This window comes from Methylosinus sp. C49 (genome assembly GCF_009936375.1).
Classification (GTDB): Bacteria; Pseudomonadota; Alphaproteobacteria; order Rhizobiales; family Beijerinckiaceae; genus Methylosinus.
In genome coordinates, this window is sequence record NZ_AP022334.1 from 136,897 (window position 1) to 156,194 (window position 19,298).

The following is a 19,298-nucleotide window of genomic DNA, read 5'->3' on the forward strand; positions in this document are numbered from 1 at the left end:
TTCAAGAACATTTCGACCAGCCGCAGTGGCGGCAGGTCAGGCAGCCGTCTTTCTTGATGAGGCCCGGCTGGCTGCATTTCGGGCAGAGCGGGCCGAGCGTGCGCGCCAGCAAATGTTCGGCGGAAGCGTGCGCCACGATCGCTTCAGACGGAGCAAGGAAGCCGATGTCGATCATGTGTCGCTCGATGATGGAGCCGAAAGCGGCGACGAGGGATGGGACATAGCGCCCTTCGCTCCAATGTCCGCCGCGCGGGTCGAACACCGCCTTCAACTCTTCCGCGACGAATGCGACGTCGCCGCCGCGGCGGAACACCGCGCTGATCATGCGCGTCAGGGCGACGACCCAGGCGGCAGCCATCGCGGCGGCCTCCGGCGTCCCATAGGTCAGCCGGCACATGGCAAGGGCGTCGGCGACGCCGGTGACGCCGAGGCCGATGCGCCGCTTGGCCAGCGCTTCCTCCCTCTGTTCGGGGAGCGCGAATTCCGACACGTCGATCGTATTGTCCAGCATGCGCACGGCGACTGCGGCGAGGCGTGCGAGGCTGTCCTCGTCGAGGTGCGCGCGCTCCGTGAAGGGGTCGCGCACGAGCTTGGCGAGATTGATCGAGCCGAGGAGGCAGGCGCCGTAGGGCGGCAGAGGCTGCTCGCCGCAAGGATTGGTCGCCGCGATCGTCTCGCAATAATAGAGATTGTTGCGGGCGTTGATGCGGTCGATGAAAATGACGCCAGGATCGGCATAATTGTAATTGGCCCGCATGATCTGGTCCCAGAGGTCGCGAGCCCAGATCGTGCGATACACCTCGCCGCCGAACACGAGTGGCCAGTCCCTGTCTGCGTCGACCGCCGCCATGAAAGCGTCGGTGACGAGGACGGAGAGATTGAAATTGCGCAGGCGAGTCTTGTCGGCCTTCGCGGCGACGAAGGCCTCGATGTCGGGATGATCGCAGCGCATCGTCGCCATCATGGCGCCGCGCCGCGTGCCGGCCGACATGATCGTGCCGCACATGGAATTCCACACATCCATGAAGGACAAGGGACCGGAGGCGTCGGCCCCTACCCCTTTGACGAGCGCGCCCTTCGGGCGGAGTGTCGAAAAGTCATAGCCGATGCCGCCGCCGTGCTGCATGGTGAGCGCGGCCTCACGAAGATGCGAGAAGATGGCGTCGAGATCGTCCTCGATTGTTCCCATGACGAAGCAGTTGAAGAGGGTCACGCGGCGCGAGACCCCTGCCCCGGCGAGGATGCGTCCACCCGGCAGGAATTTGAAATCCTCCAGAGCCGAATAGAAGGTTTCCTCCCATTGCGCGGAATCGGATTCGGCCATTGCGAGGGCGCGGGCGACACGGCGCCAGCTGTCTTCGACGGTCAGGTCGATCGGCTCTCCGGTGGGCGCCTTCAGCCGATATTTTTCGTCCCAAATCTGTTGCGAGATCGCGGGCAGCGTCGCGCCTATCGAGCGCGACGGGGTTGCAGATATCATATTCATGATTTGGTCCTCGAGCAGTGAATGGTTTTCTCCGATAAAACCCCGAAGGCCGCCTCACGCCCGTCGGGGCAAGGGCGCGCGGAACGCGCGGGAGCCTCGGCGACTTCCCCTTGCGGCGATGGGCGCGCAGGCGGCACTCGTGTCTTCAATGATTTTCGGTTCTCGTTCCTTCTTGCGGCCTCTGCTCAAGGCCGCCGCAAATGGCTCGGGAGCTTCCGCCAATCGACTGGCTGGCGTGGCGCCCCACGGTGCCGCTCTGCATCGCGCAGGCGTCCTCTGACGCTGTGCTCATCGGGGATATCGTCGACGAAGAGCGACGGCGCTCCAAAGCCGCGCCGGAAGGCGCAGTAGGAAATGCTGACGCGCCGCATTCCGCGCGTCAGCGCGACGTACGCCAGCCGGCGCTCCTCATCGCCGTCCCCGTAGTCGGAGGGAAATACGCCCGCCTCCCAGGCAGGAAGAAAGACATGCGGGAATTCCAATCCCTTCGCCTTGTGCAGAGTCATCAGGCGCACGCGGTTGGTTTCGTCTTCGCCGGGGCGGCTGGTGGCGAGCGCCGCATGGTCGAGGAGCTCGCGCGCCGTGTGGAACTCGCCGGCGAGCGCGATCAGCTCCTGCAGGTTTTGGAGGCGATCCTCCGAACTCTCGGCCTTGCTGTCACGCAGCATGGTCCGATAGCCGCTGGCGTCGAGCAGCAGCGAGATCTGATCGGCCAGGGTGTGCGAGCGGTCCTCGCCGATGCGACGGAGCGGGTCGGCGAACAGCAATCCGGCGGCGCGGCATTTGGCCGGCAGCTCGGCGGTGTCCAGGGCGCGCAGCAGCGAGACGTTGCGGAAGGAGGCCTCCGTCTCGACCGCTTGCATGGCCTTGGCGCCGAAGCCGCGGCGCGGCTCGTTGATCACGCGGCGGAAGGCCTCGTCCGACTGACGATCGTCGGGCGTCGCGGCGAGACGTAGAAGCGCGAGCGCGTCCTTGACCTCGGCGCGCTGATAGAAGCCGACGTCGCCGACGATCACATGCGGAATGCGGGCGCGCATCAAGGCCTCTTCGAAGCCGCGCGACAGGAAGGAGCTGCGATAGAGAATGGCGATCTCCTGCCACCCCGTTCCCTCGGCGTGGCGAGCGAGTATCTCCTCGACGACGCCGGCGGCCTCTACCTGCGCGTCGCGATAGGCGACGATCTCGATTCTGTCGCCCGCCTCTTTTCGCGTGTAGAGCGTCTTGCCGAGACGTTTCCTGTCGCGAGCGATGACCGCATTGGCGGCGGCGAGTATGTGGCCGGTCGAGCGGAAGTTCTCTTCGAGCCGTACCTGCACAGCGCTCGGGAAGTCTTGTTGAAAGCGGCGGATGTACTCTATATCTGAGCCTCGCCATCCATAAATCGCCTGATCGTCGTCGCCGACGCAGAAGACGCGTCCATGCTCCGCCGCAAAATGCTTCAGCCAACTGTATTGAGCGAAATTGACGTCCTGATATTCGTCGGCGGCGAGCCAATCGAAGCGCGACGCCCAGCGCGCGCGATAGGCGTCGTCCTTGCGCATGGCGAGGGTCGGCCAGAGGAGCAAGTCGCCGAAATCCGCCGCGTTCGCCTCGCGCAGGGCGCGCTGATAATCGGCGTAGACGCGCACGGCGGCGCGCAGTGCATGGACGTCGAGTTGCTCGCGGGAGCGATCGCTTTTGGCGATCTTGGATTCGACCCAGGCGGCGGCGCCGGCCGGCGTGATCAGATTGTCTTTGAACTTCGCGATGCGATTGCACATGATCTTCAGCGGATCGCGTGCAGTGGCGTCGCCACCCTCCTCGCCACCGACGCCTTGCGCCTTCATGACGCGTTTGACGAAGCGGCGGCTGTCGTCGGCGTCGACAATGTCGAAATCGGGCCGAAGCTCGGCGATCTCCGGCGCGTCGCGGAGCTGACGCGCGGCGAGCCCGTGATAGGTGCCGAGCCAGGAGGGAGCCGCCAGGCCGTCGAGCGCCGCGCGGATACGAGAGGCCATTTCGGCGGCGGCCTTGTTGGTGAAGGTGACCGCGAGGATGCACGAAGCCGGAATGCGCTCCACGGCGATGCGATGCACGACCGCCGCGGTGAGCGTCGAGGTCTTTCCGGTTCCAGCTCCCGCGAGGACGAGGATCGGTCCGAAATGCGCGGCGGCCTGCGCTTGGGCAGGCGTGAGGGTCGCCGCCATCCTGTCGAAAGCGTCGGCGGATGGGCTATGCTCCGGCGGCGGTTCGTCGGAGCAGGGCTCGAAGCGGTCCCACTCCTCCATGCCGGCGAGCGGGTCGATGTCAGAGTATCTCGACATGGCAGTTCGCTCCATTGCAGCGGATGAGTTCTCCGCGTTGTGTGTCGATGGTCGTGAAGACGACGAAGTGATCGTCGAAGTAGAAGGCGCCCGTGTCATTGCGTTCGCCGTCGACGACGACGCCCTCGACGATTTGCGAGCCGTCATCGGCTTCGACCTGAACGAGCGTGTCCAGGCCCCGCTTGCCGGTCGGGATGTGTCGGCAACGACGGCGCTTCGCCTCGGGCAGCTGGGAGAAGGCTTCGGCCAGTTGCGCGAGCGTGTCGTCGATCGTGATATTGTCGAGTGCGTCGGTGACGTCGATCGCGTCGCCGAGCTCACCGAGCCGTTGAAGGAAGAGTGCGCTGGCGAGCTTCGGCGGCCACGGCTCCCAGCGCGACATTCCGGGCGGCGAGGGCAACGGGTCGTCGTCGAGCGGATCGAGCGTGATCTGCAGGCTCGATCTGATGTCGTCGCGACTCCAGCCGACGACATGATAGGCTTCATTCGCCGCGGCCTGGCGATCGGCGCGCTTATGGAGGGCGTAACTCTCGTCGGTCCATGGCGGCAGACCGTAACGTCGATCGACTGCTCGCTGCAGCCGCCGATCGAGCCGTGCGAAGCCCTCGCCGAGATGCGGTTTCAACGGCATGAGAACGTCGAATCCGACCAGCCCCTCGGTGGCGTCGTGAAGAAGCTCGCGCAGGGCCTCACGCGGCGTGAGCTTTCCCTCGCGTTCGCGCAGGGCCAGAACGGCGAGGCTGTGCTGGGCGACGCTGAGCGGCAGATCCCATGCCGAATATCCGCCCCAGCGATAGGTGCGCGACAGCCCGATCGCCAGATCTTCGTCGGTCCAGGCGTCCGGTTTCGGATCGAGCAGGTCGAGGCGACCGCCCGATTTGAGCCGCATCCAGGCGCGATGTGATGTCATGGTTTCGTCCTTTCTCCTCGGTCGAGCATGTCGTTCCAGTCGCTGTCCTCGACGGGCGGCCGTAATCGCTCGAAGGCGACGCCGGCGGCCGCGGCGATCTCTCGATGGCGCGCCGCGTAGCGGTCGCCGGCGGGATCGGCGTCGGCCGCGCTGCAAAAGCGCGAGCCCGGGATGGGCGCGAGGCGCGCGACGATCGCCTCGATCTCAGAGATTGTTTTCGGACCCATGCCCCCGCCGGTCGCCGCATACAGCGTGTCGGCGCGAATGTTCTCCAAGGCGGCGAGGCTGAGCGCGTCGATCGGCGCCTCGGCGAGGGCGAAACGCGTCGGCGGCCCTGAACCGCCGGGCAAGCGGAACAGGATCTTGTCGCCGCCTCGCACCGATCCTTTGAAGTCCGGTCCGCGGATTTCGATATGGGTGACGTTGCGTCGACCGTCGTGATGGGCGAACCAGACGCTGCCGTATGGCCCTTCTCTCACCACGTCGGCGGCGCGAGCCGACTCCAGGACGCTCGGAGGAAGCCGACGCGCGTAGGTGAGATATCGCCAGACCGGCGAGCCGCGCCGAAGCCGGGGGCGCCGTGCCCATCTAATTGGGAGCGGGAGATCGGGGGAGCGCCCACTTTCGATGGCGGCGGCCGGAAAACTCGGCTGTATCCCGGTGAACCGGCGGAGCAACTTGCGGACCTCGCCGAAATTCAGGCGGGGTTCGAGATGTTGCACGAGATCGAAGACGTCGCCCTTCGCGTCGCTCTGCGGATCCCACCAGCCGCGGCCCTCGTGATTGACGATCAGGATTTCTCCCCGGCCGCGGCGATATTTGAGGCAATGTTTCGTGCTCTCTCGGCGATCGAGCCGCCATGGCGGCGTCGAGCGCTCCAGCAGCGCCGCGCAATTCGTGCGCGCGCGCAAGATTTCGATCTCCTCGTCAGGTCTCATGGTCTCTCGGCGCTCCCTTCGGGTTTCACGGGAAGGGCCGGAGGCCTCGAATTCTCCTTTTCCTTTCCCAAAACGCCGTCGGCAGACCGCGAGGCGGCCGCGCCGCAAGGGCGCGCGGAACGCGCGGGAGCTCAGCGACGAACCCTTGTCGGCGTGGCCGGCGCTAGCGGTAGCCATGTTCCCTCTTTCTTTGCTCCGGATTCCCATTCGTGATTCACTTGTGTGCGAATGCGAAGCGGGCGGGCGTGGAGGGCCGCATGGCGGCGATGGACGAGATCGCGATCCTGTTGCAGGGCCGCAATGCGGAGGCGAACCGCCACCGGGCCTGGCGCGTCGAAGCCGGGCGCGATCTGTTCGGAAAATGGATGGTGCGCGTGTCCTTCGGCCGGATCGGCTGCCGGGGGCGGACATTCGCGCGAGAATTCGCGTCGGAGGACGAGGCGTGCGCTTATGTGCGCGACGGCTTGCGCCGCCGGAGAGGCGCCATTCGACGCTGCGGCGTCGAGTATCGCGTCATCGACGCGTCGCCGGCCGCGCTGCCTTTGCTGGCGACGCTCAGAATATCGAGCCGACCGCAGAAATTCGAAGCGGCGGGGCCTCGCCGTGAAGCCTGAACCGCCATCGGACACCGCTTCTCGGGAAACGCTCGTCGGCTCGGTCGAACGCGTGACTTTTCACAATGAGGAGAACGGGTTCGCCGTCCTGAAGGTCAAAGCGCGCGGCAAGCGCGACCTCGTGCCGGTCGTCGGCCACGCCGCTTCGATCTCGGCCGGCGAATATATTCACGCTGTTGGCGTCTGGGTCGCCGATCGCACTCACGGCCTTCAATTCAAAGCCGATTTTCTGAAGACCACGCCTCCGACGACGGCGGAAGGCATCGAAAAATATCTCGGCTCCGGCATGGTTCGAGGCATCGGTCCCAAGCTCGCCGCGAGAATTGTCGCCGCATTCGGCGTGGCGACCTTCGAAACGATCGAAGCGGCGCCGGAAAGGCTGCGGGAGGTGTCTGGCATCGGGGAGTTTCGCGCGACGCGGATCGCCGCCGGCTGGGCCGAGCAGAAGGCCGTCCGCGACATCATGGTGTTCCTGCACTCGCATAGCGTCGGGACGTCGCGTGCCGTGCGCATCTTCAAGACCTATGGGTTCGACGCCATTCGGATCATGACAGAGGATCCCTATCGGCTCGCCCGCGACATTCGAGGGATCGGCTTTCGGACCGCCGACGCCATGGCCATGAAGATGGGCGTCGCCCGAGACGCGCCCCAACGTCTGCGCGCCGGAGTGTCGTTCGCGCTGCAGGAGGCGACCGATGACGGTCATTGCGGACTTCCCGTCGAGAACCTGCTAACGCTCGCAGTCAAGCTGCTGGATGTCGACAAGGCGCTCGTGCGAACGGCGCTCGATCACGAGCTCGCCGGGTCGGAGGTGGTCGGCGACACGATCGGCGGCGAGCGCTGCATTTTCCTGCGCGGACTTCATACCGCCGAGCGCGGCGTCGCCGAGCGGCTGCGGGCTCTGTTCCGAGGCTCGCCGCCGTGGCCGGCGATCGACGTGGAAAAGGCCGTGCCCTGGGTCGAAAAGCGGACCGGGAAGAGTCTGGCGCCGTCGCAGCGGGCGGCGATCGAGATGGCGCTCCGATCCAAAGTGGCCGTGATCACCGGCGGCCCCGGCGTCGGCAAGACGACTCTGCTCGACGCCGTCCTGCGCATATTGGTCGCCAAGGGAGTGAAAATTCTGCTCGCCGCGCCGACCGGCCGCGCCGCCAAGCGAATGGCCGAACAGACCGGCATAGAGGCGAAGACCATCCACCGTCTCTTGGAGGTCGATCCGAAATCCGGCGGGTTTCGTCGAGACGCCGACAATCCTCTCGACTGCAACCTGCTCGTCATCGACGAGACCAGCATGGTCGACACTTCGCTCATGTACGCGCTCGTCAAGGCGATCCCGACGCCATCGGCGCTCCTGCTGGTGGGCGACGTCGATCAGCTGCCCTCCGTCGGACCGGGGCAAGTGCTGGCGGACATCATCGAATCTGGAGCGATACCCGTGGCGCGCCTGACCGAAGTGTTTCGGCAGGCGGCCGAGAGCCGCATCATCGTCAACGCCCACAAGATCAATCGCGGTGAAATGCCGGAACTGCCGCGGCGCGGCGAGGAGTCGGATTTCTGGTTCGTCGACGCCGAGGATCCCGAGAAGGGCGCCGCCAAGGTAGTCGAAATCGTTCGAGACCGAATTCCGCGGCGCTTCGGCCTCGACCCCATCCGCGACATTCAGGTTCTGTGTCCGATGCAGCGAGGCGCGCTCGGGGCGCGAGCGCTCAACGCCGACCTGCAGAAAGCGCTCAATCCCGATCCGCCGGCGAAAGTGGAGAAATTCGGCGCGAGCTTCGCGCCCGGCGACAAGGTCATGCAGACGGAGAACGATTACGACCGTGACGTGTTCAACGGCGATCTCGGGACGGTCGTGCGCATCGACGACGACGAGGCCTCGCTCGTCGCGAGCTTCGACGGTCGAGAGGTCGAGTATCCGTTCGGCGAGCTCGACGCCCTGGTCCCGGCCTATGCGACGACGATTCACAAGTCGCAGGGCTCGGAGTATCCTGCGGTCGTCATCACACTGGCCACCCAGCATTACACCATGCTGGCGCGCAATCTCGTCTACACGGCGGTCACGCGCGGCAAGCGTCTCGTCGTTCTCGTCGGTCAACGCCGGGCGCTGGCGATCGCTGTGAGAAGCGGCTCCGGGCGCAAGAGGTGGACGAAGCTGAGGGAATGGCTGTCGGCGCATTGATATCGACGAGGAATGATCGCGCCCCGGCGGCGAGCTCGCGACGCCGGGCTCGCCGTCCTAGACGCGAACGAAAGAGGCGCTCGAGAAATGCAGAGAACGAGCGCCTCTCCGGCGAACGACAACAGAGCCGCGACAACCACCTCGGGACGCAGAGCGACAGGCACCGACCCGCAGGCGCAAGCGCGGGGACGGGAGATCGTGCGCCTCCACCAGACGCTGGAGGATTGGCGAGATCGCCGACGGCTGGCCGACGCCGCGGGTTGGCCGGCGCTCGCCGCGCAAGTCATCGGCATCGAAATCCGCGCGCTGGAGCGGGAGGTCGCCCGGCGAGTCCGCGAGTTGTTTTGAGGTCGCGCCGACGCGAATGGCGGATCCGGCGTCGGACGGCGCCGATCCGCGCCCGCTTCGACGGGCCCACGCCGATCTGCGATGGCCGACCACGGTCATGGGCGCCGGCGTCGGCGGCGCGTGTGGAGGGCGCGGATGTCGCCGAACGGGGCGTTATGGAACCTTGATCGCGGTAGGGACGCCCATTGCTGAGCGCCCCCGCACAGATCCGCACTTGCAGAATTCCCGCATACGGCTCCTACCTTAGGTGTCTGACGGCGAAACGAACGCTTGGCCAAGGATGCAGAATACGTGGCTTGGGAAGGTACTCGTCGGTCAGTTTCGTCATGCGCGACCACGGCACAATGGCTCTTTGACTTCGCCGACAGAGCTGCCGGTGCCAGAGCTTGCACACACGATGGTGGAACGTGCTCAACGCCGCACCGTTGGTCGGCACAGCGTGGTAGGCGAAATAACCCCGACGACCTGCGCGAGCCACCTCCCGGTTTCCGGGATAGGCCTGTGCCGTCGTCGTCGCAACGCTTCTTTGATCTCTCGAAGCTTCGCGCGCATGCGATCGCTCCGTGACTTCCGTCTGACACGGAAACTTCCACGTCGCGTCGTGTCACAGATGAGCACGAAGCCGAGAAACTTGAAGGTCTCCGGTTTTGAACCTCCCCGTCTCTTGCAATTCTCTGCCGCGAAGCGGCCGAACTTCATGAGGCGCGTTTTTTCCGGATGCAGCGATAGCGAGAACTCCCGCAGCCTGTCGCGCATCGCATCCCAGAACCGGCGAGCGTCGCTCTCATGCTGGAAGCCGACGACAATGTCATCGGCGTACCTGACCATGATCATATCGCCCGTCGCCTCCCGCCGTCGCCAGCGTTCAGCCCACAAATCGAAGACATAATGAAGATAGATGTTCGCGAGCAAGGGCGAAATCACTGAACCCTGCCCGGTCCCCTCTTCCTCGATCGTCACGATGCCGTCTTCAAGGATGCCGGCCCGCATCCACTTTTGGACCAGCCGGATGATGCGCTTGTCGCCGATCCGATGTTCCAGGAAGCGGACAACCCATTGCTGGGAAACTTCCGTGAAGAACGAACGGATGTCGGCGTCAAGTATATGGTTCACCTTCTTGTCGCTGATCCCGACAATCAACGCGTCCAGCGCGTCATGCTGACTGCGTTTGGGCCGGAATCCGGCAGGCGAGAACCCGAGGAAGTCTTCCTCGTGGATCACGCTCAACACCGCCGCCACAGCTCTCTGTACGATCTTGTCTTCGAGGGCCGTAACCGCCAGCGGGCGCTTGCTTCCATCTTCCTTCGGAATGTAACTCCGGCGGGATGGCTGCGCCCGATACGTTCCCGCATGGACCCGCTCTCGCAGAGCCTCGATCTTTCGATCGAGGTCCCGCTCGTAGGTCTCCCATGTCATGCCATCCACGCCGGGCGCGGCGTCACGCTTGATCGCGTAAAACGCCGTTCTCAGTAGGCGGAATCGACATGGTGCAAGAGCGCCGTGAACCGCTCCCTTTTCCTCTGCCTTGCGGCTTGCCGTACGCGTTCCAGCGCTTGTGACACACTTCCCCGGTCCTGAGCCCGGCGCGTGCTTTGCTGATCCGCGTTCCCTATGGTTTCCGTCCTTGGCTCCGCCGGCTCCGCGACAGATTGCTCCGTGTTGTTCACCAGCTTCGTCGCTACTATGACGGAATCGAACTCCTCGGGTTCGTGCATCATCGGCTACGGCTCCTCGCCTTCCCGACGCGGACCGGCGGCGTCCAGACGCCGGCCAAACCCGAGGTCTCCCGGTTCCCGTGCAAGGAACTTCCACGCATGCCAGGGTCTTCGACCACGCCGGACCGGGCGGGCGCTCGCGATATCGCGCTCCCCGTGTTGCCTTCCGTGTCTTTGACCACGTCGGCATCCGAGACTGTAGTTTTCGCGGCTCAATGGCTGGCCTACGCGCTCCCCTGTCAACGCTTCGCCGGCACCCTCGCGGATGCAAACGCATGACTCGGGGCCAATGTGGGTCGCTACTCCTTCATTGCAGTGGACTTTCACCACCTACTCCTTGCCGATCTGCCCGGCGCTCCACCGTGGTCTACATCGTGCCGTCTCGGTTGATCGGACACAAGCTTCTCATACGCCTCTAAGTGTCGGTCCGGAGACATATTGAATCGGATGGAATCGCTATGATTTAATGGCGGGCCTGATTGTCTCGGAGCCTGTCGATGTGGACGAATGAAAACCGCGCGCGATACGATCGTAGCAAATTGCGCTACCCGAGCGACATCACGGATGCTGAGTGGGCGCTTGTCGAACCGCTGATCCCACCAGCCAGACGTGGAGGCGGCAAGCGCACGGTCGCGATGCGCGCGGTCGTGAACGGGCTGATGTATGTGCTCTCGACCGGCTGCCAATGGCGCGCGATCCCCAAGGACTTGCCGGCCAAGAGCACGGTCTACGGCTATTTCGATCTTTGGACATACGACGGAACGCTCGATCGCATCCATCACGCTCTTTATGTGAAATGTCGCGAGGCGGCGGGACGGGAGGCCAGCCCGACAGCCGCTGTCATCGACAGCCAGAGCGTGAAAAGCGCCGAAAAAGGGGGGGCTGCATCGATCCGCACGGCTACGATGCCGGAAAGAAGGTCAAGGGCAAGAAGCGGCATATTCTTGTCGATACGATAGGCTTGCTGCTTCATGCGCTCGTTCATCCGGCCGACATTCAGGATCGTGATGGCGGCGCTCTCGTCCTGCGCACGTTGTTCGGGAAGTTCCCATTTTCTGCAAAAGCTGTTCGCAGACGGCGGCTACCAGGGCCCGCAGTTTCACGACGCGCAGAAGAAGGCCTTGCCGTTCGTCGACACCGAGATCGTCAAGCGCTCGGACGCCGCCAAAGGCTTCGAAATTCTGCCCCGCCGATGGATCGTCGAAAGAACCTTCGCTTGGCTCGGTCGCTGCCGAAGGCTGGCCAAGGACTTCGAAAACCTCAATCGCAAGGCGCTGGCGTTCCTGAACCTCGCCTCCATCCGCCTGATGCTCAGAAGACTTTGTAATCAAGCATAAAGTTCACGGACAGACTTTAAGACGATCGGCTCGACGTTTTACAAATCTGTTCGATCTGCCGCGCGGCAGACCCGGACTAGTGGGCTGCGTCAACTAAATTGCAAGGAATCCATGGATTCGTTCACGCCACCATTTTGGAGGCGGAGGGAATCATGGCTGCGAAGGAGATTTCCGTAAAGCGTTATGTCGTGAAGTTATGTGAAGCGGAACGCGAGCGGTTGCGCGAGGTGATCGGCAAAGGATCGTTGCCGGCGCAACGCCTTCTGAAGGCGCGGATCATGTTGAAGGCCGATGCATCGGAGGCCGGCGAAGGCTGGAGCGACGGCGAGATCATCGAGGCTTTGGATACGAGCGTCTCGATGGTCTATCGAGTGCGCAAGCAATTGGTGGAAGAAGGGCTCGACGCCGTGCTCGGCCGCAAGCAGCGCATGACGCCGCCGGTCGCGCCGATTTTCGACGGCGAGACGGAAGCGCGGCTCATCGCCCTGGCTTGCTCGACGCCGCCCGATGGATATGCGCGCTGGACCCTGCGGCTTCTCGAAGAGAAAGTCGTCGAACTCGGTATCGTCGAGCGCGCCAGCGACAACACGATCGGACGCGTGCTCAAAAAAACATTCTCAAACCGCATTTTTCGCGGCAATGGGTGATTCCTCCCGACGCCAACGCCGCCTTCGTGGCCGCGATGGAGGACATTCTCGACGTCTACAAGCGGCCGCGCGACGCCGGCCGTCCGCTCGTCTGCCTCGACGAGACTTCCAAGCAACTGATCGAGGAAACGCGCACGCCGATCGCGGCGAAGAATGGCCAGACGGCGCGCTACGATTATGAGTATGAGCGCAACGGCGTCGCCAATCTCTTCATGATGTTCGCGCCGCTGGAAGGCTGGCGGCATGTGAAGGTCACGGATCGCCATGCCGCCATCGATTATGCTCACGCGCTGAAAGATCTCGCCGACATGCATTTCCCGGACGCCGAGACGATCGTCCTGGTGCAGGACAATCGCAACACGCATAAGCCCGCCTCGCTCTATGAGGCTTTCCCCGCCCCCGAGGCGCGACGCCTCGCCATGCGCTTCGAATGGCATTATACCAATCCTCACTGATCAAAACCCATGTGCCCAGTCGCGCAACCCGATGGACATGATGCGCCATGGCTGGTCGATGAGCTTGTTCCAAGCGGCGCAACAATGATCGACGATATCATCGTAGGATTTGAAAACGCGGTTGGACAGCCAGTTTTCGCGCAGGAACTGCCAGACATTTTCGGCCGGGTTCAGCTCTGGACATTTCGCCGGCAAGGGAACGATCGTGATGTTGGGTGGAATGACCAGCTTGTCGGTCATGTGCCAGCCGGCGCGGTCGACGATGAGAGCGGCGTGGGCGTCCGGCGCGACAGTTTTGGCGATTTCGGCGAGGAGCAGATTCATCGCATAGGTGTTGCAGGCGGGTAGGACCAGCGCCGCGCCCTTGCCGTCCTTTGGACGAACGGCGCCGAAGATGTAGGTCGAGGCGGTGCGCTGATCGTGGGGCGCGCTCGGTCTCGATCCGCGTTTCGCCCATCGACGCGTGATCTTGTTTTTCTGGCCGATGCGCGCCTCGTCCTCGAACCAGATTTCTATCTTGTCCGAGGCGACGCGCTTTTCGCGCGCGATTTCCTCCAGACGAGAGGGGAAGTTTTTTTAAAATCCTCGATCGCGCCCTCGGCCTGCGAGTGATGACGCGGCCGCGCAGAGAGCTTGCGATAGCCCATCTTGCGCAGCTCGCGGCTCATGGTCTGTTCCGAGACGACGACGCGGAACTCCTCGAATGTCCACTGGCACAGATCGACGATCCGCCAGCGCACGACGCCATGGATGGCGGGCGTCGGCCCTCCCTCGATGAGAGCGGCCAGAGCCGCGCGATGCGCGTCGTCGAGCCGCGAGGGTTGTCCGGGGGCCTTGCGGTCCACGAGCCCGTCGGGCCCGTCATCGTTGAAACGCAGCACCCAGTCGCGAACGACCTGGAGAGTGACGCCGCCGATCTTCGCCGCCACGCTGCGCGCGCCGCCATCATAGATCGACGCCAAGGCGAGGAGACGGCGCGCTTGCGGCCCGTCCTTCGAACGTTTCGCTATCCCCCGCAAGGAGCGCGCATCGTAATCGACCCGAAGCCCAATCGCTGCCGCCATGGCGAACCTCCGTATTCGTCCGGTAGCGGCCGCCTTACGAATCAGCTCGTCGGATAGAGACACTGTGACTAGCCACAGGTTAGTCACAGAGAGCCATGGATCGCATCGAGGTCATCACGTCGGTCGAGCGACGTCGCAAGCACTCTCTCGCCGAGAAGGAGCGATTGGCCATGGCGGCCGCGGCTCCGGGGGCGAACGTCGTAAAGATCGCGCAGGCGGCCGGCGTCGACCCGAATCTTCTTCTCTATCGGTGGCGAAGAGCGCTCTCGACGGCGCCATTGATATCGAGCGAGCTCGACACGCGAGACGCGCCGACTTTTGTTCCTTTGACGATCGCGGCCCCGACGCCAGCGCCTATGCCCGCGTCGGAGCCGGGGCCGTCGATGATCACCATCGAGTTCGCGGGCGGCGCACGTATGAAGATCGAAGGCGCGCCCGATGCGAAGATATTGGCGAGCGTCATAGGCGCCTTGTCGAAGGCGGAGCGCTGAGCGATGATTTCCTTCGGCGGCGGCGTTCACGTGTTCTTATGCACCGGCCATACCGACATGAGAAAGGGATTCGACACTCTCGCCTTGCTCGTGCAGGAAGGCATGAAACGGAATCCCGGCGCGGGCGATCTCTACGTCTTCCGAGGCCGTCGAGGCGACAGAATAAAGCTGATCTGGCACGACGGCCAGGGCGCATGCATGTTTACGAAACGTCTCGAGCGCGGACGATTCGTTATGGCCTTCGGCGACGAGCGGCGTGGCGGCGATATCGGCCGCGCAACTGGCCTTTCTTCTCGACGGAATCGATTGGCGAATGCCCCAGAAAACATGGCGTCCGAGCGCCGCTGGATAAGCCCGGCCAATCGCGTCGAGCGATAATTTCGCGCGCGATTTTTCGGCGCGAATATGCTCTACTTCGTGTCGTGACGACGAGCTTCGAGCCACTTCCTCAGACCTCGCGAGCGCGCATGCGCTGATCCTCGCGCAGCGCGAGCTGCTGGACAAGAGCAAGCGGCGCGCATCAACGCGCAGAGCGAAGCGAAGGTTCGCGCGCTCGAGGTGGAGCGGCTGAAGCTGCTGCTCGCCAAGGCGCGGCGCGAGGCCTTCGGCCGATCATCCGAACGCGCCAAGCTGCTCGTCGAGCAGCTCGAGCTGGCGATCGAGGATCTGGAAGAAGCGCAAGGAGCCGAAGAGGCGAAGGCCGATCTCGCCGCGCCGAAAGCCGGCAAGACGCGGCCCCCGAGAGGGCCGCGCGGCCCGCGCAAGCTGCCGGGAACCCCCCCGTCGAGCGGATCGTGGAGCCTGCTCCCTGCGCCTGCGGCAAATGCGGCGGCCTGCGCTTGCACAAGCTCGGCGAGGAGGTGACGAAGACGCTCGAATGCGAGCCGCGTCGCTGGAAGATCATCGAGCATGTGCGCGAGAAGTTCACCTGCCGGGATTGCGACGCCATCACCGAAACGCCGGCGACCGTCGCATCCGATCCCGCGCGGCTTCGCGGGGCCGAGCTTGCTGGCGATGGTTCTGGTGAACAAGTTTCTGCTGCATCAGCCGCTCAATCTTCAGAGCGCGACCTTCAGGCGCGAAGGCGTCGAGATCGACACGTCGACGCTCGCCGATCGGGTCGGTTGCCTGCGTCGTCGCGCTCGCGCCCATTCTCGACGCGCTGCGTCGTCACGTGCTCGCCGCCGAACGGATCCACGCTGACGACACGACGGTTCCGGTGTTGGCGAAGACGAAGACGCGGACCGGCCGCCTCCGGGTCTATCTGCGCGACGATCGGCCGTTCGGCGGAAAGACGCCGCCGGCCGCTTTCTTCGAATATTCGGCGTCGCGCCATGGCGAATATCCCAGCGCTCATCTTTCCGGCTGGGCCGGCGTCATGCAAGCCGACGCCTTCGCCGGCTTCAACGAACTCTATGATGCGAAGCGAAAGCCGGGACCGATTTTAGAGGCCGCGTGCTGGGCGCATAGCCGACGCAAATTCTTCGAGCTCGCCAAGCTCGCGAAGGCGCCGATCGCAATCGAGGCGGTGCGCCGTATCGACGAGCTGTTCGAGATCGAGCGCAGCATAGCCGGAAAGCCGCCCGACGAACGAAAGGCGGCGCGTCGATCGCAATCGAAGCCGCTGGTCGACGCGGTGGAAACGTGGCTGCGAGAGCAACGCGCGCTCCTCTCGGTCAAGAGCGATATCTGCAAGGCGATCAACTACAGCCTCAACCGCTGGGCGTCATTCACGCGGTTTCTCGACGACGGGCATATATGTCTCTCCAATAATGCCGCCGAACGCGCCTTGCGTGGCGCAGCAATCGGGTTGCCGCGTCTGGAAATTCGTCGGCTCCGACGAGGCGGACGCCGGGCCGCCGCCGTTCTTTCACTGATCGAGACTTGCAAGCTCAATGATGTGGACCCGCAAGCCTGGCTCGCGCATGTCCTCGCCAAATTGCCCGACCATCCGGCTACGAGGGTCGACGAGCTCCTGCCATGGCGCTGGAAGGCAGAGCGCCCATCCACGCCGAAAGCGGCCGACGAAATCGCGGCTTAAAGATTCCGCCCTTGCCGGAGATCTCCGCGGCCTTCGCCAGATGAATACGAACCTCCCAGAGTTCCGCCATGTCGAATCAATTTTCAGCCGATTCGGGAATCCCACAACGTGAGTCGGCATCTCAGAGGATTGGTATTACACGCCAAAGCACGGCAGCTGGCTCGACATGGCCGAGTCGGAACTCGGCGTTCTGTCCTCGCAATGTCTCGCTCGCCGTATTGCAGACAAAGCCGCGCTCGTCACGCAGGTCAAAGCCTGGGTCGCCGTTCGAAACAAACACAACGCCAAAGCCGATTGGCAGTTCACAACCGACGACGCGCGCGTCAAACTCAAGCGCCTATACCCTTCGCTTTAGATGACTCAGATCACTAGGGCCTGTTGGGATTCACCGTGAGCTTATCACGGCGGCGGCGAGATGGATCATGGCGCCGAAGCTCTGATCTGTCTTGTCGGCTCGCATCGCGATGCGTTTGAACTCTTTGAGCTTGCCGAAGAAATTTTCGATCAGATGCCGCCATTTATATATTTCCAGATCGATTTTGCGCGGCTGACTGCGGCGCGGGTGTTGTGAAATCACGACGTTGGCGCCGCGCTCGTCGAGGTCGGCGATGATGGAGTTGCTGTCGAAGTGAACCGCGCCGGGTGTGCGCTTACCATAGCAGCGCGGTGACGAAGTCGCAGCTTGATTAAACGAGTTCTGGAGCGGCGATGACAACGAGCATGGCCGGCGTGCCGCCGATGTCGGCGATGATGACGATTCCCGTGGCGCTATCCGTCCGAATAACGAACAAAAAGGCGTTTGTGGGCGCCTCGGCGCGTTCTCTTGGCGTCCCGCAGCCGACGAGGACGCGCATCAGGACGCCGAGATTGAAGCCTGCGACGTGGATCAGATAACGCTTGGCGATATTCTCGCGCCCGCGAAGCCAGGCCCGGCGCATGCCGCCGCGATCCAGCACATGGGCGAAGCTGCGTTCGACCAGCTCACCGCGCTTGCGCATGGCGGCGCGTCCAACGCCCGATTTCAGCCGTGCCCGGTTGGCGTAAACGGCGTCGCGCGCTTCTTCGTCTCCCTGCCAGCGCAAATGGCCATTCGCCGGCAAAGGCTCGCTGATCCGGCTCTTCCACTCGCCGTCGTCGACGGCCTTTCAAAACCTCGCGCGAATGATAGCCTTTGTCCGCGATGATTTCGCAAGGATCGTCCGGGGTTGGCGCGAGGCCGACAGCTGTGAGATTGGCCTTCGCCGTCTCCAGCGTGTCGCCGAGCGTCGTCGTATCGCCCTTGTCCGCCTCGTGGATCGGAGCGGCGACGATCACGCCTGTGTCGAGGTCGACCGCATGTTCCGGCTTGTAGGCGAGATGGGTCGTCCCGTCCTTCATCCGCGCGATCTTCGCCTCGGCGTCCGTGGCGCTCGTCCAGTCGTCGTTCGAGAGCTTCTTGCCTTTGCGCTTGCGGTCGAAACGCGCCAAATCCTCGGCGTTCGGCGTCGCGATCCCGCTTTCCTTCGCCATGCGCTCGAGCATTGCGCGATAGGTCTCGCCATTGTCGCGCCGTACGACGCTGCGCTAGGCGACGACCCGAATCGGAGGTTGTCGCATGCAGGTTTCGTTGCTGGAGATTTTGCGGGACATTCCGGATCATCGTCGCCGAGAAGGCAAGCTGTTCGATCTTTCGACAGTGCTGCTCTACGCGATCATCGCCATGGTCGGCGGCGCCAATTCTTATCGGCAGATGCATGAGTTCATTCGCGCGCATCGTCTGCGATTGAACGACGCCTTCGGCCTGAAGCTGCCCTACACGCCATCCTACACCGGTCTGCGGCTGATCCTGCAAGGCGTCGATCCGGCAGCGTTGGAGGCGGCATTTCGACGTCATGCCGCGAGCATGCCGGCGCCGCCCGCCGTGCAGGGGCTGACGGCGATCGCCGTCGACGGGAAGTCTCTGCGCGGCAGCTTCGATGCGTTCAGCGACCGAAAGGCTGCGCACATGATGTCGGCGCTGCGACACGCCGATCGGATCGTGCTCGCGCATGTGATGGTCGCCGAAAAGAGCAATGAGATTCCCACCGCTCCGGAGCTGATCGAAGCGCTGGGATTGAAGCGCTGCCTGTTCACGCTCGACGCAGAACACTGCCAAAAAAATTGTTCGAACGCCTGATCGCGTCCGGCAATCACCTGCTGACGCAGGTGAAGGACAATCAACCGGGCCTGCGTCACCTGCTCGAGCTCGGCGCGGCGGGCCGCAAGCCGAGCGGCTCTGCGACGAGCCGGTCGAAAGGCCGCAATCGCTGGGAGACGCGCAAGCTGACCGTCTTTCCGGCGAAGGCGTGGTTCCGCCATACGGCGTGGGAGCCGCTCATCAAGACCGTGTTGCGGCTGGAGCGCACAATCTACCGCCGCGATCCGGCGACCGGTCTCTTGAAGCAGACGACCGAGATCGTCTATTGGGTGTCCTCGGCGACCGGCCCGACGCCCGAGCGTTGGAACGAATGGATCAGAGGTCATTGGCGCATCGAGAACGGCAGCCACTATGTGCGCGACGTGGCGTTCGCGGAGGACGCTTCGCGCATTCGCAAGAACCCAGACATCGTCGCGCGGCTCCGCTCCTTCGCCTATAATCTCCTGCGCGCCGATGGTTGCGACAACATCAAGAACGCCAGATGGCGCGCCGCTCTCGATATCCGAGCTGCCCTCGAAATAGCAGGGGCTCGTTAAGAACTGCACAGCCCTGGCCATCCCCGCCGCCTCCTTCTGCCGCGGATAGTTTGAGTCAGAT

15 protein-coding genes and 5 pseudogenes are annotated in these 19,298 nt (G+C 63.8%); 11 read left to right on the top strand and 9 right to left on the bottom strand.

The window, feature by feature from the left end; translation table 11 throughout:
* Position 1: 1 nt before the first annotated feature.
* The 4 genes from GYH34_RS20145 to GYH34_RS20160 all read right to left on the bottom strand — a co-directional run bounded on the left by GYH34_RS20145 (position 2) and on the right by GYH34_RS20160 (position 5,637).
* Entirely contained in the window at positions 2-1,486 is a 1,485-nt protein-coding gene (locus tag GYH34_RS20145; RefSeq protein WP_244635419.1) for a ribonucleotide reductase N-terminal alpha domain-containing protein, read from the bottom strand.
* A gap of 185 nt (positions 1,487-1,671) precedes the next feature.
* Entirely contained in the window at positions 1,672-3,789 is a 2,118-nt protein-coding gene (locus tag GYH34_RS20150) for a UvrD-helicase domain-containing protein (RefSeq protein WP_244635420.1), read from the bottom strand.
* Positions 3,773-4,699 (bottom strand): hypothetical protein, encoded by a 927-nt coding sequence (locus tag GYH34_RS22255; protein ID WP_348983923.1) that lies wholly within the window; start codon positions 4,697-4,699, stop codon positions 3,773-3,775. The genes GYH34_RS20150 and GYH34_RS22255 overlap by 17 nt, the downstream gene beginning before the upstream one ends.
* Positions 4,696-5,637 (bottom strand): DUF3991 and TOPRIM domain-containing protein, encoded by a 942-nt coding sequence (locus tag GYH34_RS20160; RefSeq protein WP_161915380.1) that lies wholly within the window; start codon positions 5,635-5,637, stop codon positions 4,696-4,698. Before GYH34_RS20160 ends, GYH34_RS22255 begins: the two co-directional genes overlap by 4 nt.
* 257 nt (positions 5,638-5,894) lie before the next feature.
* Here GYH34_RS20160 and GYH34_RS20165 point away from each other — a divergent pair, with 257 nt between their 5' ends.
* The 3 genes from GYH34_RS20165 (at position 5,895) to GYH34_RS20175 (ending at position 8,775) form a co-directional block, all read left to right on the top strand.
* A complete protein-coding gene (locus GYH34_RS20165; RefSeq protein ID WP_161915381.1) occupies positions 5,895-6,251 on the top strand; it encodes a WGR domain-containing protein in 357 nt (118 codons plus the stop codon).
* Complete coding sequence (locus GYH34_RS20170; RefSeq protein ID WP_161915382.1) at positions 6,241-8,427, top strand: ATP-dependent RecD-like DNA helicase; 2,187 nt, start codon at positions 6,241-6,243, stop codon at positions 8,425-8,427. The genes GYH34_RS20165 and GYH34_RS20170 overlap by 11 nt, the downstream gene beginning before the upstream one ends.
* Before the next feature lie 87 nt (positions 8,428-8,514).
* Positions 8,515-8,775, top strand: coding sequence for a hypothetical protein (locus GYH34_RS20175; protein ID WP_161915383.1), 261 nt, complete (start codon positions 8,515-8,517; stop codon positions 8,773-8,775).
* Between the two features lie 411 nt (positions 8,776-9,186).
* On the opposite strand, the gene GYH34_RS20180 is transcribed toward GYH34_RS20175, so the two are convergent.
* Positions 9,187-10,191, bottom strand: a complete 1,005-nt coding sequence (locus tag GYH34_RS20180; protein WP_348983924.1) for a reverse transcriptase domain-containing protein — start codon at positions 10,189-10,191, stop codon at positions 9,187-9,189.
* 796 nt (positions 10,192-10,987) lie between these two features.
* On the opposite strand from GYH34_RS20180, the pseudogene GYH34_RS20185 reads away from it, so the two are divergent.
* The 3 genes and pseudogenes from GYH34_RS20185 to GYH34_RS20195 all read left to right on the top strand — a co-directional run bounded on the left by GYH34_RS20185 (position 10,988) and on the right by GYH34_RS20195 (position 12,929).
* Positions 10,988-11,827: pseudogene (locus GYH34_RS20185) on the top strand (IS5 family transposase).
* 152 nt (positions 11,828-11,979) lie between these two features.
* Positions 11,980-12,474 (top strand): helix-turn-helix domain-containing protein, encoded by a 495-nt coding sequence (locus GYH34_RS20190; RefSeq protein ID WP_161915384.1) that lies wholly within the window; start codon positions 11,980-11,982, stop codon positions 12,472-12,474.
* Positions 12,471-12,929, top strand: coding sequence for a transposase (locus GYH34_RS20195; RefSeq protein WP_161915385.1), 459 nt, complete (start codon positions 12,471-12,473; stop codon positions 12,927-12,929). Before GYH34_RS20190 ends, GYH34_RS20195 begins: the two co-directional genes overlap by 4 nt.
* On the opposite strand, the gene GYH34_RS20200 is transcribed toward GYH34_RS20195, so the two are convergent.
* Positions 12,930-13,993 (bottom strand): IS630 family transposase gene (locus GYH34_RS20200; protein ID WP_161915386.1). Its coding sequence is split into 2 segments (ribosomal slippage): positions 12,930-13,501 and positions 13,501-13,993, totalling 1,065 coding nucleotides; the frame shifts between segments, so codons are not numbered across the junction.
* Between the two features lie 95 nt (positions 13,994-14,088).
* Here GYH34_RS20200 and GYH34_RS20205 point away from each other — a divergent pair.
* The 4 genes and pseudogenes from GYH34_RS20205 to GYH34_RS22020 form a co-directional block, all read left to right on the top strand.
* Positions 14,089-14,484, top strand: coding sequence for a transposase (locus GYH34_RS20205; protein WP_161915387.1), 396 nt, complete (start codon positions 14,089-14,091; stop codon positions 14,482-14,484).
* Positions 14,485-14,487: 3 nt separating this feature from the next.
* Positions 14,488-14,836 (top strand): annotated as a pseudogene (tnpB, locus tag GYH34_RS20210) (IS66 family insertion sequence element accessory protein TnpB).
* 167 nt (positions 14,837-15,003) lie between these two features.
* A pseudogene (locus GYH34_RS20215) lies at positions 15,004-16,525 on the top strand (IS66 family transposase).
* Between the two features lie 127 nt (positions 16,526-16,652).
* A pseudogene (locus tag GYH34_RS22020) lies at positions 16,653-16,880 on the top strand (IS630 family transposase); the annotation flags it as partial.
* Positions 16,881-16,910: 30 nt separating this feature from the next.
* On the opposite strand, the gene GYH34_RS22025 reads toward GYH34_RS22020, so the two are convergent.
* Genes GYH34_RS22025 through GYH34_RS22035 form a run of 3 tightly spaced genes read right to left on the bottom strand, consistent with a single transcriptional unit; the run spans position 16,911 to position 18,034 of the window.
* Complete coding sequence (locus GYH34_RS22025; RefSeq protein WP_161915388.1) at positions 16,911-17,240, bottom strand: transposase; 330 nt, start codon at positions 17,238-17,240, stop codon at positions 16,911-16,913.
* Positions 17,212-17,625 carry a transposase gene (locus GYH34_RS22030; protein WP_348983925.1) on the bottom strand — a complete coding sequence of 138 codons (414 nt, stop codon included), beginning with the start codon at positions 17,623-17,625 and terminating at the stop codon, positions 17,212-17,214. The genes GYH34_RS22025 and GYH34_RS22030 overlap by 29 nt, the downstream gene beginning before the upstream one ends.
* Complete coding sequence (locus GYH34_RS22035) at positions 17,507-18,034, bottom strand: transposase (RefSeq protein WP_244635422.1); 528 nt, start codon at positions 18,032-18,034, stop codon at positions 17,507-17,509. Before GYH34_RS22035 ends, GYH34_RS22030 begins: the two co-directional genes overlap by 119 nt.
* An 85-nt stretch (positions 18,035-18,119) precedes the next feature.
* Here GYH34_RS22035 and GYH34_RS22040 point away from each other — a divergent pair.
* A pseudogene (locus tag GYH34_RS22040) lies at positions 18,120-19,237 on the top strand (ISAs1 family transposase).
* Positions 19,238-19,298: the final 61 nt, after the last annotated feature.

Bases quoted from the DNA above. Each gene is read 5' to 3' on its own strand.
- GYH34_RS20145 (WP_244635419.1), bottom strand. From the start codon at position 1,486: ATGAATATGATATCTGCAACCCCGTCGCGCTCGATAGGCGCGACGCTG.
- GYH34_RS20150 (WP_244635420.1), bottom strand. From the start codon at position 3,789: ATGTCGAGATACTCTGACATCGACCCGCTCGCCGGCATGGAGGAGTGG.
- GYH34_RS22255 (WP_348983923.1), bottom strand. From the start codon at position 4,699: ATGACATCACATCGCGCCTGGATGCGGCTCAAATCGGGCGGTCGCCTC.
- GYH34_RS20160 (WP_161915380.1), bottom strand. From the start codon at position 5,637: ATGAGACCTGACGAGGAGATCGAAATCTTGCGCGCGCGCACGAATTGC.
- GYH34_RS20165 (WP_161915381.1), top strand. From the start codon at position 5,895: ATGGCGGCGATGGACGAGATCGCGATCCTGTTGCAGGGCCGCAATGCG.
- GYH34_RS20175 (WP_161915383.1), top strand. From the start codon at position 8,515: ATGCAGAGAACGAGCGCCTCTCCGGCGAACGACAACAGAGCCGCGACA.
- GYH34_RS20180 (WP_348983924.1), bottom strand. From the start codon at position 10,191: ATGACATGGGAGACCTACGAGCGGGACCTCGATCGAAAGATCGAGGCT.
- GYH34_RS20190 (WP_161915384.1), top strand. From the start codon at position 11,980: ATGGCTGCGAAGGAGATTTCCGTAAAGCGTTATGTCGTGAAGTTATGT.
- GYH34_RS20205 (WP_161915387.1), top strand. From the start codon at position 14,089: ATGGATCGCATCGAGGTCATCACGTCGGTCGAGCGACGTCGCAAGCAC.
- GYH34_RS22035 (WP_244635422.1), bottom strand. From the start codon at position 18,034: ATGGCGAAGGAAAGCGGGATCGCGACGCCGAACGCCGAGGATTTGGCG.